We start from the raw sequence: 13,727 nt of genomic DNA on the forward strand, positions 1-13,727 counted from the left end.
CTGTCAGCAGCGGCGGGTCTGGTAGGGCACGGGGGCGAGCGGCGGTTCGGGAGGTGTCGGGCACCGGCGCAGGGCGACGAGGAGGGTCAGCGCGATGCCGCCCGCCACGACGAAGAGCGTGGTGCTGATCCCGTCGGCGGTGGCGACGCGAAGCTGTTCACCGGAGAGGCCGTCGAGGCCGGCAGTCGCCACCAGGACGAGGACGGCGAGGCCGACAGCGGCGCCCGCGCCCGATCCTGTGGAGGCGACGCCGGAGGCGATGCCTTGTTCCCGGTCGGAGATTCCGGTGGCGGCGGCGATGAACATGGTGGTGAAGACCACCCCGTCGCCGATGCCGAGCGCCACGAGGCCGGGGACGAGCTCGAGGTAGGTGCCGTCCGGCGAAATCGCGAGGCCGAGTGCGACCGCACCGAGCGCACCGATGACGAGCGCTGCGGCCAGCGTGAGCCTGAGACCGAACCGCGTCACGAACCGGCCTGCCGTGCTCGAACCGGCCACCACCACTGCCGTGGGGAGGAGGAAGCCGGCGCCCGTCTGCAAAGCGTCGTAGCCCAGAATCTCCTGGAAGTACAGGGACAGGAAGTAGAGCACGGAGCCGAAGGTCGCCATGAACATGAACGCGATGACGACGCCGGTGACCAGGTTGGGGTTGGACAGCAGCCGGGGCGGCATGAGCGGGTCGGGGCTGCGCCGCTCGATGATGACGAAAGCTCCCGTCAGCAGGACGCCCGCTGTCGCGCTGCCCAGAATGCCCGGCGAAAGCCAGCCCAGTTGGGGGCCTTGCACGAGAGCGAACACGAGGAGCGTGACACCGAGAGTGACGCTGAGCGCACCGGGCAGGTCGAATTTGCGGCCTTGTTCGCGTGCGCCGTCCCGGGGGATCACGACGAAGGCGAGCACCAGCGCGGGGGCGGCCAGGGCGACGTTGACGAGGAAGACTGCTTCCCAGCCGAAGGCCTGTGTCAGAAGACCGCCGAGCAGCACACCGATGACGAGTCCCGCCGCGCCTGCCCCTCCCCAGATTCCCAGCGCACGGTTGCGGGCGCGGCCTTCGACGAAGGTGGTGTTGATGAGCGCCAGGGTCGTGGGGAAGACGAGGGCTCCGCCGAGACCTTGGAACGCGCGGGCGGCGAGAAGCATTTCGGGACCGGTCGCGAGTGCTCCCGCGAGCGCTGTCCCGGCATAGAGCGCGAGTCCTGTGGCCAGGATGCGGCGTCGCCCGAGCAGGTCGGCGGCCCGCCCGCCGAACAGCAGGAATCCGGCCGAGGCGACCGCGTAGACGCTGATGACCGACTGGAGGGTCCGCGCGGAATAGCCGAGGTCGCGGGCGATGTCGGGGAGCGCCACGACCACGATGTACTGGTCGAGCGAAACAATCAGCATGGCGAAGGACTGGAGCGCCAGTATCGCTGTCGCACGGTTCCAGCCGAGGCTGCCGGACGCGGATGAGGTCTCTGAGGGTCGCACGGCAGCACTCCTGATGATCGGTCAAGTCTGCGCTCACGGCCCGCCGGAAGATCCTGATGCAGCCGGTCGGGCCTCACCGAAAACGACAGCTACCAGGTCCTCCTACAGCCCACCCTCACCCCCGTCAACGGCCCGCGCTCGTGGGCGGATCAGGGCCACGTGGTCGCGTGCTCGTCGAACTCGGGGCTCTGTCTCGGCACCACGCAGAAGACGAGTCCCATCGGGTCCCGCATCTGTACGCATCCGTCGACCTCGCGCAGCCTCGTCGCGCCGAGCGCCTCGACACGGGCCACCTCGGCGGCCGTGTCGTCGGTTTCGAGGTCGAGGTGGATGCGCGAGGGGCCCTCCTCCAGGCGCTGGTGCGCGAGCACCTGGCCGGAACCCATCGGCGTCAGCACCGTGAACGGCGTCCCCTTCTCCGGCTCCGGTTCCCGCCCGAGCGCGCCCGCCCAGAAGGCGATCCCCGCATCCGCGGTCTCGGGAGGAGAATCGATCAGCACGACATGCAGACGGCTCCGATGCATGACCTGAGCATCCCACGCCGGCTCCTGCCGCACTCCGTATCAACACTCCCGGGCTCCCGCTGACGCCCCCCGGAGAGCCGGGACGACAGTCCCCGAAAGAGCCGGGACGACAACCCGGCACAGTCACCGACGCGGCAGCGCGGAAACGCGGCACCAGGCGAGCGCTCAGGGATGCTCCGACTGCTCCAAGTGCGCCTTCAGCAGCCGGACTTCCTCCTCCACCTCCGCGGTGAGTCTCCGCCGCAGCAGGGGCTCGGCCAGCCACCGCAGTGCGGGACGGAAGTGGAAACTCAGGGTGCGGACCAGCCGCGTGCCGCCGTCGACGGGTACGCACACGAAGCTGGCGTCGAAGTCGGAGGCCAGCCGCGTCAGACGGTTGGCCGGTGCCGGTGCCAGCCGGATGTCGACGCGCTCGCCCGGGGTGAGCCGCATCTGCGCCACGGACACGGCCCCCGGCAGACCGGCCAGTCGCGGCCGGAAGCCGAACTCGGTGAACCCGTCCGCCCTTCGCACCCACCGGACCGGCCGGATCTTCCGGTCGACCTCCGCGTACCGTTCGACGTCCATCACGAACCCGAGCAGTTCCTCCGGCCGGGACGCGATCACCTCAGTGGCCTGCACCGTGAGCATGCGGGCCATCGTAGGGGGCCTCCCCTACGCACCACGACTGGTCACCCCGCGTCAGACCCCGCGGCTCGCGCCCAACTCGGCCGCCACAGCGCCCCGGCGGGAGGCGCGGCGCGGCGCGCGGTGAGGTGGTCGCGGAGTGCGGCGAGGGCGGGGTGCGGGTTGTCGGCGCGCCACAGCAGGGAGTGCGGGTAGACGGGTGTCGGGTCGTGCAGGGGGACGCGGCGCAGGTCGTGGTCGACGGGCCAGACCAGCGGCGTCTGTTCGCTGAGGAACGTCGCGAGTGTCGCGGACGCGGCGATGGTGTCGAGCAGTGCCTCGACCCCGAAGTTGGGGCCGATGGCGTCGATGGTCATGCCGAAGGTGTCGGCGAGTTCGGTGTAGTAGGCGTGCCATTCGGTGCCGGGGGTGTTGCCGGGCATCCAGATGCGGTGCCCGGCGAGCTGCGCGGGCGTGATGGCATCGGCGCCGGCGAACGGGTGCGCGGGGCCGGTGAACAGTTCGAGGGGTTCGTCGAGTACCGGCATGGAGGCGATGCCGTCGGGGAGGCGGGTTCCGGGCATGGTGACGGCCCGGAAGGTCGCGTCGATGGTGCCGGCGGCGAGCGCCGCGACGGCCTGCTCGGCGTCGTAGAGCGTGACGACGTCGAGTTCGGTGTCGGGGTGCGCGTGGTGGAAGTCGCGCAGCAGGCCGGCGATCGAGAGCCGCCGGCCGATCACGTCGACGCGCAGTGCGCGGCGGCCGGGGCGTACGGAGGCGGCCGCCCGTTCCTCGGCGGTGAGCAGGGTGCGGGCGTGCGGCAGGAACGCCTGTCCGTCGATGGTGAGCTGCGCTCCGCGGGCTGTGCGGGTGAACAGGGGTACGCCGACGTCCTTCTCCAGCGCGGCGATCCGCTTGGAGACGGCCTGCTGGGTGATCGACAGCTCGGTGGCGGCTTCCTGGAACTGCCCGGAGTCGGCGGCGGCGACGAAGGTGCGTACGGCGGTGAGGTCCACGCCGACACCCTACGGGGACAACTGTCGGTTGTGACGTGCGGGCCGATCCGTTGTTTGATCCGGCTGCCCACAGCTGGATTTGATGCTGCTCGTCAACGTCTGTTCCCGGGCGGCACAGCGGCAGTTGCGCCGGTCCGGCGGTCCGTCCTGCCCGGGCAGGGCTTCCCGATGTCGCCGTGGAGGTGACTCCGCATGCCGGATTCCTTCGTCCATCTGCACAACCACACCGAGTATTCGATGCTGGACGGTGCGCAGAAGCTGCAGCCGATGTTCGCGGAGGTGGCCCGGCAGGGGATGCCGGCGATCGCGATGAGCGACCACGGGAACATGTTCGGTGCCTACGAGTTCGCTCAGGTCGCGAAGGGCTTCGACGGCGTACGCCCCATCATCGGGATCGAGGCGTACGTGGCGCCGTCCTCCCGCTTCGCCCGGAAGCGGGAGTTCTGGGGGCCGGGCGGCCGGCGTGCCGTGGGTGAGGACGGTGAGGGCTCGAAGGACGTGTCCGGCGGCGGCCGCTTCACGCACATGACGATGTGGGCGCAGGACGCGCGCGGGCTGCGCAATCTGTTCCGGCTCAGCACGCAGGCCAGTTACGAGGGGCAGTTCCCGGCCGGAAAGCCGCGCATGGACCGGGAGTTGATCGCCGAAAGCGCCGAGGGGATCATCGCGACCACCGGCTGCCCCTCCGGTGAGATCCAGACGCGTCTGCGGCTGCGGCAGTACGAGGAGGCCAGGGCGGCAGCCGCGGCCTATCAGGAGATCTTCGGGCGGGAGAACTACTTCCTGGAGCTGATGGACCACGGCCTGGACATCGAGCGGCAGGTCCGCGACGGGCTGCTGCGCCTGGCAAGGGAGCTGGACATCCCGCTGCTGGCCACGAACGACGCGCACTACATCACCGAGGACCAGGCCGAGGCGCACGACAATCTGCTGTGCATCGGCGTCGGCAAGAACAAGGACGATCCGGCACGCTTCCGCTTCAACGGTTCCGGCTACTACCTCAAGTCCGCGGCCGAGATGCGTCGCCTCTTCGCGGAGCTCCCCGAGGCCTGCGACAACACCCTGCTCGTGGCCGAACGTGTCGGTTCGTACGACGAAGTCTTCGACCACGTCGACGAGATGCCGCTGTTCCCGGACGTGCCCGAGGGCGAGACGCAGGAGTCCTGGCTGCGCAAGGAGGTCCTCCGGGGGCTGGTGATGCGGTACGGGGATCCGGTGCCGTCGCAGGTGCTGGAGCGGTTCGAGACCGAGATGACGGTGATCGGGCCGATGGGCTTCAGCTCGTACTTCCTCGTCGTCGCCGACATCTGCCGGCACGCACGCGCGAACCGGATCCCGATCGGGCCCGGGCGCGGTTCGGCCACCGGGTCGATCGTCGCCTACGCCACCCGCATCACCGAACTGTGCCCGCTGGAGCACGGGTTGCTCTTCGAGCGGTTCCTCAACCCGGAGCGCATCAACCCGCCGGACGTCGACCTCGACTTCGACGACCGGCGCCGCGACGCCATGGTCCGCTACGTCACCGAGAAGTACGGCGACGAGTACACCGCCATGGTGAACACCTTCGGCAAGATCAAGGCCAAGAACGCGATCAAGGACTCGTCGCGGATCCTGGCCTACCCCTTCGCCCACGGCGAGCGCATCACCAAGGCGCTCCCGCCGGACCAGAACGGCAAACCCGCCCCGCTGGACGCCCTGTTCGACCCCGCCCACGAGCGGTACGCGGAGACCGGCGAGATCCGGCAGCTGTACGAGGCCGAGCCCGACGTCGCGCGCGTCATCGACACCGCGCGCGGTGTCGAAGGTCTGACCCGCGGCACAGGCGTACACGCGGCCGCGGTCATCCTGTCCAAGACGCGGCTCACCGACCGGATCCCCCTGCACATGCGCGCCGCGGACGGTGTGAAGATCACCGGCTTCGACTATCCGTCGTGCGAAGCCATGGGCCTGGTCAAGATGGACTTCCTGGGCCTGCGGAACCTGGGCGTCATCGACCAGGCCCTGGAGAACATCCGGGAGAACCGGGGTATCAATCTGGCCACCGTCGACCCCGCGGACGGCGATCCGACGACGGTGGTGATCCCGCTGGACGACGCCCGGACGTACCGGCTGCTGGCCGAGGGCAACACGCTCGGCGTCTTCCAGCTCGACGGCGGCGGCATGCGGGCGCTGCTCAAGCTGATGGAACCCACCCGGTTCGAGGACATCGCGGCGGCCAACGCCCTCTACCGGCCCGGGCCCATGGCCGCCAACGCGCACACCAACTACGCGCTGCGCCAGAACGGCAAGCAGCAGCCCTCACCTGTCCATCCGGAGCTGCGCGAAGCGCTGGAGCCGATCCTCGGCTCCACCCACCATCTGCTCATCTTCCAGGAGCAGATCATGGCCATCGCCCGGCAGTTGGCCGGCTACACCCTCGGCGGCGCCGACATGCTGCGCCGCGCGATGGGCAAGAAGAAGCCGGAGGTGCTGGCCGCCGAGTGGGAGAAATTCCACGGCGGCATGAAGGCCAACGGCTATTCGGACGAGGCCGTTCAGGCCCTGTGGGACGTGATGCTGCCCTTCTCCGGCTACGCGTTCAACAAGTCGCACACCGCCGGCTACGGTCTCGTCTCCTACTGGACCGCCTACCTCAAGGCGAACTATCCCGCCGAGTACATGGCCGCGCTGCTCACCTCCGTCGGCGACGACAAGGACAAGGCGGCCGTCTATCTCGCCGACGCCCGCAAGAACGGCGTACGTGTCCTCCAGCCCGATGTGAACGAGTCCGTCGCGGAGTTCACCGCGATCGGCGACGACGTACGGTTCGGGCTGCGCTCCGTACGCAACGTCGGTGACGGCGTCATCGAGGCCGTCACCGAAGCCCGCCGCGGCAAGGGCCGGTTCACCTCCTTCGCCGACTTCCTGGACAAGGCCGGACTGCCCGCGCTCAACAAACGGGCCGTGGAATCCCTCATCAAGGCGGGCGCCTTCGACTCGCTGGGGCACTCGCGCCGGGGCCTGACCGCGATCCACGAACAGGCCGTCGACGCGGTGATCCCCGTCAAGAAGGCCGCGGGGTTCGGACAGGACGACCTGTTCGCCTCCCTCGACACGCAGCCGAGCGACAGTCCCGCGTTCGGGCTGGACTTCCCCGTCGACGAGGAGGAGTGGCCCCGGCGCCAACTCCTGACCACAGAACGGGAGATGCTCGGCCTGTACGTATCGGCCCACCCGCTGGACGGGGCCGAACACGTCCTCGCCGGCGCGCGTGACTGCTCGGTGGCCGAACTGCTCGCCTCCGGCCGCACGTCCGGCGACGTACAACTGTCCGGGCTGATCACCGGTCTCCAGCGCAAGGTGACGAAGCAGGGCAAGGCCTGGGCCATCGTGCAGCTCGCGGACCGGGACGGCAGCATCGAGGTCCTCTTCTTCCCCGCCCCCTACCAGCTCGTGCAGCACGCGCTGGCCGAGGACAACGTCATCTCCGTACGGGGGAAGATCGAGGACCGCGAGGGAACACTCAACCTCTTCGGCCGCGAACTCACCGTCCTGGACGTCTCCGCCGCGGAACACGGCGGCCGCCCACCCGTACAACTCGCCCTGCCCTCCCACCGGATCACCGGCCAGACGGTCGGCGAACTCAAGCGCATCCTCGCAGCGCACCCCGGCGACAGCCCCGTCCGCCTCAACGTCCGCGGCCCGCGCGCGACCACGGTGTACGCCCTTGCGGCAACGGTCGACGCGTCGGCCCTCGCCTCGGACATCAAGGGCGCGTTCGGCGCGGACGCCTGGGTGGGCGTCACATGAGCGCGGGCGCGACAGCCCTGGCCGCGGAGCAGGCGCGCTGAGCGGGGAGCCGCAGAGAAGTGACGTCTTCGGCTCCGGGCTGTCCACGTCCGCGTTAGTGTCGTCGCGTGAGCAGCAGTGATCCGCCGTGGGCGTACGAGAAGCCGGAGTTGTGTGCGCACGATCCCTCGTGGGCCGGCCGGGCGGATGAAGAACGGGCCGTACTGGCGGGTCTGTTGGAGCCGTGGCTGGTCGACGGGGTCGAGCACATCGGGTCGACTGCTGTTCCCGGGCTCGCCGCCAAGCCGATCGTCGACCTCATGGCGTCGGTGACCGACCTCGACGCCGTCGTCGAGCAGGCGTCGCAGGCGCTCGACGCGGAGAGCTGGCGTTACGTCCCTCCCGAGCTGGACGGCCGGCCGTGGCGGCGCTTCTTCGTCAAACCGGACGCGTCGGGGCAGCGGCGGACGGCGCACCTGCACGTCCTCGTGTCCGGTCATGCGCGCTGGACGGAGCAGCTCGCGTTCCGTGATCTGCTGCGCCGCGACAGTCAGTTGGCGGCCCGGTACGAGGATCTGAAGCGGCGCCTCGCGGACCGGCACGGGGACGACCGTGAGGCCTATACCGAGGCCAAGGGGCAGTTCGTCGCGGAGGTCCTGCGGCATGGCACGGGGCCGGGCGGCGGCTGACTGCTGCTCGCGCGGTCAGTGACCGGCCGTCCTGAAAGGCGACTTCCCACGGTCCCGGGTGCCGTGCCGTGATGTCCTGGACGGCACGCAGGCCCACTCCCGCTCTCCGGATCCCGCACGCCACAGAGAAGACGGTCGGCCTCGTGCGCGCGGCGCACAGTGACATCCGACATGGCTCTCCTTCACGCACAGGACGGGTCGGCCAGGGACCCCCTCAGGACGCGGACGTCGGCCGCTCCTCCGTCTCCGACTTGAGGCGGCGCAGGGTGCGGGCGATGTTGCCCTGCTGGAAGGCGGCGAAGGTGTGGCCCTTGGTGGCGATGCGGTCGAAGGCGCCGGCGAGGAGGTCGGGCCAGGCGCGGCGGTCGTCGGTCCAGGTCTCGGTGACGCGGGTGCCGCCGTCGACGGGTTCGAACCGGTACTCCCACGTGGCGATGCGGCTCCGCAGCAGCGGGCGGCGCAGCCCGATGGCCCGTACGCGGAAGGCGAACCGCTCCCCCGGTTCGGCGACGGTGACCGTACAGCGGGTGGTCCAGCGGAAGACGCCGCGCCGGTTGTGTCCGTCGAAGACCGTGCCCACGTGGGCGGTTCCGCGCGTGCCGCGCACGGTGGCCCCGGTGTTCTCCGGGCTCCACCGCCCCATCAGCTCCGGGTCGCCGACGCGTGCGTAGAGCAGCGAAGGGTCCGCGTCGATGACGATGCTGTCCGAGACGTGGTACGTGCGCGGCATGCGGCTCCCCTGGTCGGTCCGTGGACGGCCATCCTGAGCCATGGTGACTCGCGAGTAAACCAGGGCCCGTCCCGGAGCGGGGCCGGCGCCGGACGGCGGTCGCCCACAACCGGCCACCGACCCGCTGTCGTTGGCGGCCTTCCCGTCGTGTGCGGCGCCGCGTGCGAGAGTTCCGCGTACGGCCGCCGGACACCCGGCGGCGCGGCCGGTGGACGAGAGCGAGGGTGAACGGTGCGAGTGGGTGTGCTGCGTGCGGTGGGAGCGGCGACGGCCGCGTACGGGGCGGCGGTCACGGCCTTCCCCGATCTGCTGGCCAAGCCGTCCGGCCTGGTGGACGCGCGGGGCCGGACGGCGCCGGCCACGCGCACGTCGTTGCGGCCGGTGGCCTGGCGGGACGCGGCCAGCGGGATCGCCCTGCTGCTGGCCCCCGAGGGCGAGGCGCTCCGGACGGCCGCCTGGGTACGCATCGCCGCGGACCTCGGCGACGCGGCCCTGCTCGGCGCGACCCTCCCCGGAACGGACCGCCGCGCCAAGGCAGTTGCCGTCTCCCTCGGCTGGGGCGCCCTCTCGGTGTGGGGCCTGTACGCATCCGGACCGAAGACGCCCCGCGGCTGAGCAGTCGTACGGGGACGTCCGCGCGGACCGCGGCCCGTAGCACCGTCTGCCGCGCCCCGCAGGCGAGTTGAGCCCGGCCGGGAGAAGCCCCCGGCGAGGCGCGTGATCGGGTCCGGCACTTCCGGCTGTCAGGCCGGGTCCGGTACGACCGGCCGTCAGGCCGGGTTCGCGTCGAGGGAGGCGCGGAGGCGTTCGTTGGCCATGCGCATGTGCTCGGCCATGGCGCGTTCCGCCGCCTCGGGGTCGCGGGCGCGGATGGCTTCGAGGATGGCGCCGTGTTCGCAGAGGGTGCCGCTGACGGTGCCCTCGATGTCGCCGGCGCGTTCCATCCAGACCTGGAGCAGCGCGCGGATGCTGTGCAGGATGTCGCTGAGCACGCTGTTGCGTGCCATGTGCGCGGTCTCCAGGTGGAAGGCGATGTCGGCGTCGATGAACTCCTTGACGCCGTGGCCGGCTTCGCGCATGTGCCGGAGGTGTTCCTCCAGGCGCTGTACGTCCTCGTCGGTGGCGCGTTCGGCGGCCAGACGGGCCGAGACGCCTTCCATGTGGGTGCGCACCTCGACGAGGTCCTGGGTGCGGCGCTGGCCGAGCATGAGGCCCCAGTTGATGGCGCGGGGCAGGAATTCCGAGGTGCCCTCGCGGACGTAGGAGCCGGAGCCGGGGCGGATCTCGATGATGCCGAGGACGTCGAGCGCGGAGAGCGCGCCGCGGACGCTGGAGCGGGCCACGCCGAGGGCCTCGGCGAGCTGGCGTTCGGCCGGCAGCCGGGTGCCGGGCTTGATGTTGCCCGCGGAGAGGTGGTCGAGGAGCCGCTTGGCCACCTCGCTGACCGAGGACTCGCGCACGACGGGACGCAGGAGCTGGGCGAGGTCCGGCGACTGGCCGGAGGGGTCCGCGGGCTGGTCGGACGGGGTGGGCGTAGTCACGGTCACCAGTACACCAGATCGCCCGTACGCCGGTGATCACGACCTCCGCCGCTCCGCTCCCCCGCCCTTGTCAAGGCTTCCGGAGTGCGACCCTCCTCACTTTGGTAAATTGGTGACCAATTTAGAAATCAGGCCTAGCGTGAAGTTCACATCGGCTCGGACGGTGTGGCCGGACCCCTCCGACCAGCCCTTCCGCCGAGAGTGAGCCAACCGGACAGAGCTGTCCGGAGAGCCGAGGAGTCGCCATGCCTGCCAGCCCAGAGCCACCTGTGCCGACGGCCGGAGCCGCCGCCGTCGAGAGGTCGGCCATCAAGAAGGTCTCGGTCCGCCTCGTCCCGTTCGTGGCCTTGATGTTCTTCGTGAACTATCTGGACCGCACCGCGGTCTCCTTCGCCGAACCGAACGGCATGGGCGAGGACTTGGCGCTCACCGCGGCGCAGTTCGGCTTCGCCTCCGGGATCTTCTTCCTCGGCTACATCGTGCTCGAGGTCCCCAGCAACATGGCCCTGCACCGCTTCGGCGCCCGCCGCTGGCTGGCCCGGATCATGATCACCTGGGGCGTCGTCTCGCTGCTGTTCACCTGGGTCGACAGCAGCGGCCAGCTCTACACGCTGCGCTTCCTGCTGGGCGTCGCCGAGGCCGGCTTCTTCCCCGGCGCGATCCTCTTCCTCAGCCAGTGGGTGCCCTCCCGGCACCGCACCAAGATCCTGGGCCTCTTCTATCTCGCGCAGCCGCTGACCACGGTCCTCGGCGCCCCGCTCGCCGGCTGGCTGATCGGCCACCACGGCCTGTTCGGGCTGGACGGCTGGCGCGTGATGTTCCTGTTCGTCTCCGTGCCCGCGATCCTCCTCGGCGTCGTCGCCTGGTTCTATCTGATCGACCGTCCGGCCGACGCGAAGTGGCTGACGGCGGAGGAGAAGACCTGGCTGACCGAGGAGTTGACCGCCGAGAACGCGGCCAAGACCGGCCAGGAGGGCAAGCACGCCAAGGGCGATCTGCGGACGGCGTTCACCAACGGCCGCGTCTGGACCCTCGCCGTCGTCTACTTCGGCTTCATCTACGGCCTCTACGCGCTCGCCTTCTTCCTCCCGAAGATCATCGACGGCTTCCAGGCCGAGTTCGACACCACGTTCAGCGTGATGGACGAAGCGTGGATCACCGCGATTCCCTATCTGCCGGCCGCAGTCGTCCTCTTCTTCTGGTCACGCCACGCCACCCGGCACGGCACCCGCACCTGGCACGTCGCCGGGCCCGCGATCGTCGGCGGACTCTCCATTCCGCTCGCGCAGTTCATGGGATCGCCCGCGGCGACCGTCGCCGTCATCACCGTCACCGCCTGTGCGATCTTCGCGGCCCTGCCGGTCTTCTGGTCCGTGCCCTCCCGGTTCCTCACCGGAGCCGCGGCGGCCGCCGGCATCGCGCTGATCAACACCATGGGCAACATCGCCGGATTCGCCTCCAGTTACATCACCGGCTGGCTCAAGGACTGGACCGGCACCTACACCGCACCGCTGTTCCTGATCGGTGCCTTCATGCTCCTGTCCGCCGTTCTGATGATCCGGCTCGCCTCCCGTACCCCTGCCGCGACGGGGACGGACAGCGAGCCGGCGGAGGTCCTGCGATGACTCGCCTGTTCAACGACCCCGGCGCCTTCGCCGACGAGGCACTCGAAGGGTTCGCCGCCGCGCACCGCCGGTGGGTGCGGCCCGTGTCCGGCGGCGTCGTACGCTCCACCGCCACCCCCGAGGGGCAGGTCGCCGTCGTCATCGGCGGCGGATCCGGCCACTACCCGGCGTTCACCGGGCTGGTCGGCCCCGGGCTGGCGCACGGTGCCGCCGCCGGCAACGTGTTCGCCTCGCCCTCGGCCCAGCAGATACGCGACGTCGCCCGCGCGGCCCAGCGCGGCGGCGGCGTCCTGCTCATGTACGGCAACTACGCGGGCGACGTCCTGCACTTCGGGCAGGCGGCACAGCGGCTGACCGCGGACGGCATCCCGGCGCGTACGTTCGCCGTCACCGACGACATCTCCAGCGCCGCACCCCACGAGTCCGAGCGCCGCCGCGGCATCGCCGGGGACCTGCCGGTGTTCAAGGCCGCGGCCGCCGCGGCCGAACAGGGCCGCTCCCTGGACGAGGTGGTGCGCGTCGCCGAGCACGCCAACGCCCGTACGCGTTCCTTCGGCATCGCCTTCTCCGGCTGCACCCTGCCGGGTGCCGGACAGCCGCTGTTCACCGTTCCCGAGGGCCGGATGGCGGTGGGTCTGGGCATCCACGGCGAGCCGGGCACGGGCGAGCAGCCCGTACCGAGCGCGGACGAGGCGGCGGAGCTGCTGGTCGCCTCGCTGCTGAAGGAACTCCCCGACGACATCGGGGAGATACGGGGGCAGCGCGCCGCCGTCATCCTCAACGGGCTCGGCGCCGTGAAGTACGAGGAACTGTTCGTCGTCTACCGCCGCGTCGCCCAACTGCTCGACGAGGCGGGCATCGAGGCCGTCGACCCCGAAGTCGGGGAACTGGTCACGAGTTTCGACATGGCCGGCGTCTCCCTCACCCTCACCTGGCTCGACACGGAACTCGAAGCACTGTGGACCGCCCCGGCGGACACCCCCGCGTACCGCAAGGGCTCCGTCGAGCACCTCGCGGCACCCGACAGAGAGCCCACTGACGAAGAACCGGGCAGCACCGACGAGTTCGAGGTGAGCGACGCCTCCCGGCAGGCCGCCGCCACCGTCGTCGCCGCTCTGCGGACACTCGCCGAGACCGTCGACACGCACGCCGAGGAGCTGGGCCGTATCGACGCCGTGGCGGGCGACGGCGATCACGGCATCGGCATGCAGCGCGGCGCAACAGCCGCCCTCCAGGCCGCTGTTGGGGCACAGGAGGCAGGCGCCGGCGCCGGTTCCGTCCTCGCCCGCGCCTCCGACGCGTGGGCCGACAAGGCCGGCGGCACCTCGGGAGCGCTGTGGGGCGTGATCCTGCTCGCCATCGGAACCGCGCTCGGCGACGACGACCGGCCGACCGCGCAGGCCCTCGCCCGTGGAGTGGCCGACGCATCGGCAGGCGTACGCACCCTGGGCGGCGCCGAGGTCGGCGACAAAACCCTGGTCGACGTCCTCGTACCGTTCGCCGACACCCTCGCGGCGCGGGTGGCCGCCGGTACGGAGCTGACCGCGGCGTGGGAGGCGGCGGCGGACGCGGCCGGCCAAGCGGCCGAGGAGACGGCCCAGTTGAAGCCGCGCAGGGGCCGCGCCCGTACCCACGCCGAGAGGTCCCTGGGCACCCCCGACGCGGGAGCCCACTCCCTCGCCCTGATCGTCCGCGCCGTCCACGGCGTACTCGCCGGCCCGCGGCAGGCACCCGCCGCGGGCGCAACCATCCGCAAGTGAA

Annotated in this window: 11 protein-coding genes; 5 read left to right on the top strand and 6 right to left on the bottom strand. The window is 70.8% G+C overall.

What is annotated here, in order from left to right:
- Window positions 1-3: 3 nt before the first annotated feature.
- From AC3AGO_RS02190 to AC3AGO_RS02205, 4 genes are all read right to left on the bottom strand, one after another.
- Window positions 4-1,467 (bottom strand): MFS transporter, encoded by a 1,464-nt coding sequence (locus AC3AGO_RS02190; protein WP_487818362.1) that lies wholly within the window; start codon window positions 1,465-1,467, stop codon window positions 4-6.
- 149 nt (window positions 1,468-1,616) lie between these two features.
- Entirely contained in the window at window positions 1,617-1,991 is a 375-nt protein-coding gene (locus AC3AGO_RS02195; RefSeq protein WP_487818363.1) for a VOC family protein, read from the bottom strand.
- Window positions 1,992-2,156: 165 nt separating this feature from the next.
- On the bottom strand, window positions 2,157-2,621 hold the full coding sequence (locus AC3AGO_RS02200) for an SRPBCC family protein (RefSeq protein ID WP_487818364.1): 465 nt from the start codon (window positions 2,619-2,621) through the stop codon (window positions 2,157-2,159).
- 41 nt (window positions 2,622-2,662) lie between these two features.
- On the bottom strand, window positions 2,663-3,613 hold the full coding sequence (locus tag AC3AGO_RS02205) for a LysR family transcriptional regulator (RefSeq protein ID WP_487818365.1): 951 nt from the start codon (window positions 3,611-3,613) through the stop codon (window positions 2,663-2,665).
- A 192-nt stretch (window positions 3,614-3,805) separates the two neighbouring features.
- Here AC3AGO_RS02205 and dnaE point away from each other — a divergent pair, with 192 nt between their 5' ends.
- Window positions 3,806-7,402, top strand: a complete 3,597-nt coding sequence (gene dnaE, locus AC3AGO_RS02210; protein ID WP_487818366.1) for a DNA polymerase III subunit alpha — start codon at window positions 3,806-3,808, stop codon at window positions 7,400-7,402.
- Between the two features lie 107 nt (window positions 7,403-7,509).
- On the top strand, window positions 7,510-8,070 hold the full coding sequence (locus tag AC3AGO_RS02215) for a GrpB family protein (protein WP_487818367.1): 561 nt from the start codon (window positions 7,510-7,512) through the stop codon (window positions 8,068-8,070).
- 214 nt (window positions 8,071-8,284) lie between these two features.
- On the opposite strand, the gene AC3AGO_RS02220 is transcribed toward AC3AGO_RS02215, so the two are convergent.
- Entirely contained in the window at window positions 8,285-8,800 is a 516-nt protein-coding gene (locus AC3AGO_RS02220; protein WP_487818368.1) for an SRPBCC family protein, read from the bottom strand.
- Between the two features lie 231 nt (window positions 8,801-9,031).
- Here AC3AGO_RS02220 and AC3AGO_RS02225 point away from each other — a divergent pair, with 231 nt between their 5' ends.
- The gene (locus tag AC3AGO_RS02225) at window positions 9,032-9,415 is read left to right on the top strand and encodes a hypothetical protein (protein WP_487818369.1); all 384 of its coding nucleotides are present in this window, start codon (window positions 9,032-9,034) and stop codon (window positions 9,413-9,415) included.
- Window positions 9,416-9,570: 155 nt separating this feature from the next.
- Here AC3AGO_RS02225 and AC3AGO_RS02230 read toward each other — a convergent pair whose 3' ends face one another.
- The gene (locus tag AC3AGO_RS02230; protein WP_487818370.1) at window positions 9,571-10,341 is read right to left on the bottom strand and encodes a FadR/GntR family transcriptional regulator; all 771 of its coding nucleotides are present in this window, start codon (window positions 10,339-10,341) and stop codon (window positions 9,571-9,573) included.
- Window positions 10,342-10,586: 245 nt separating this feature from the next.
- On the opposite strand from AC3AGO_RS02230, the gene AC3AGO_RS02235 reads away from it, so the two are divergent.
- Entirely contained in the window at window positions 10,587-11,966 is a 1,380-nt protein-coding gene (locus AC3AGO_RS02235; protein ID WP_487818371.1) for an MFS transporter, read from the top strand.
- Window positions 11,963-13,726, top strand: a complete 1,764-nt coding sequence (locus AC3AGO_RS02240; protein ID WP_487818372.1) for a dihydroxyacetone kinase family protein — start codon at window positions 11,963-11,965, stop codon at window positions 13,724-13,726. Before AC3AGO_RS02235 ends, AC3AGO_RS02240 begins: the two co-directional genes overlap by 4 nt.
- Window position 13,727: the final 1 nt, after the last annotated feature.

Source organism: Streptomyces sp. BL1 (genome assembly GCF_057628045.1).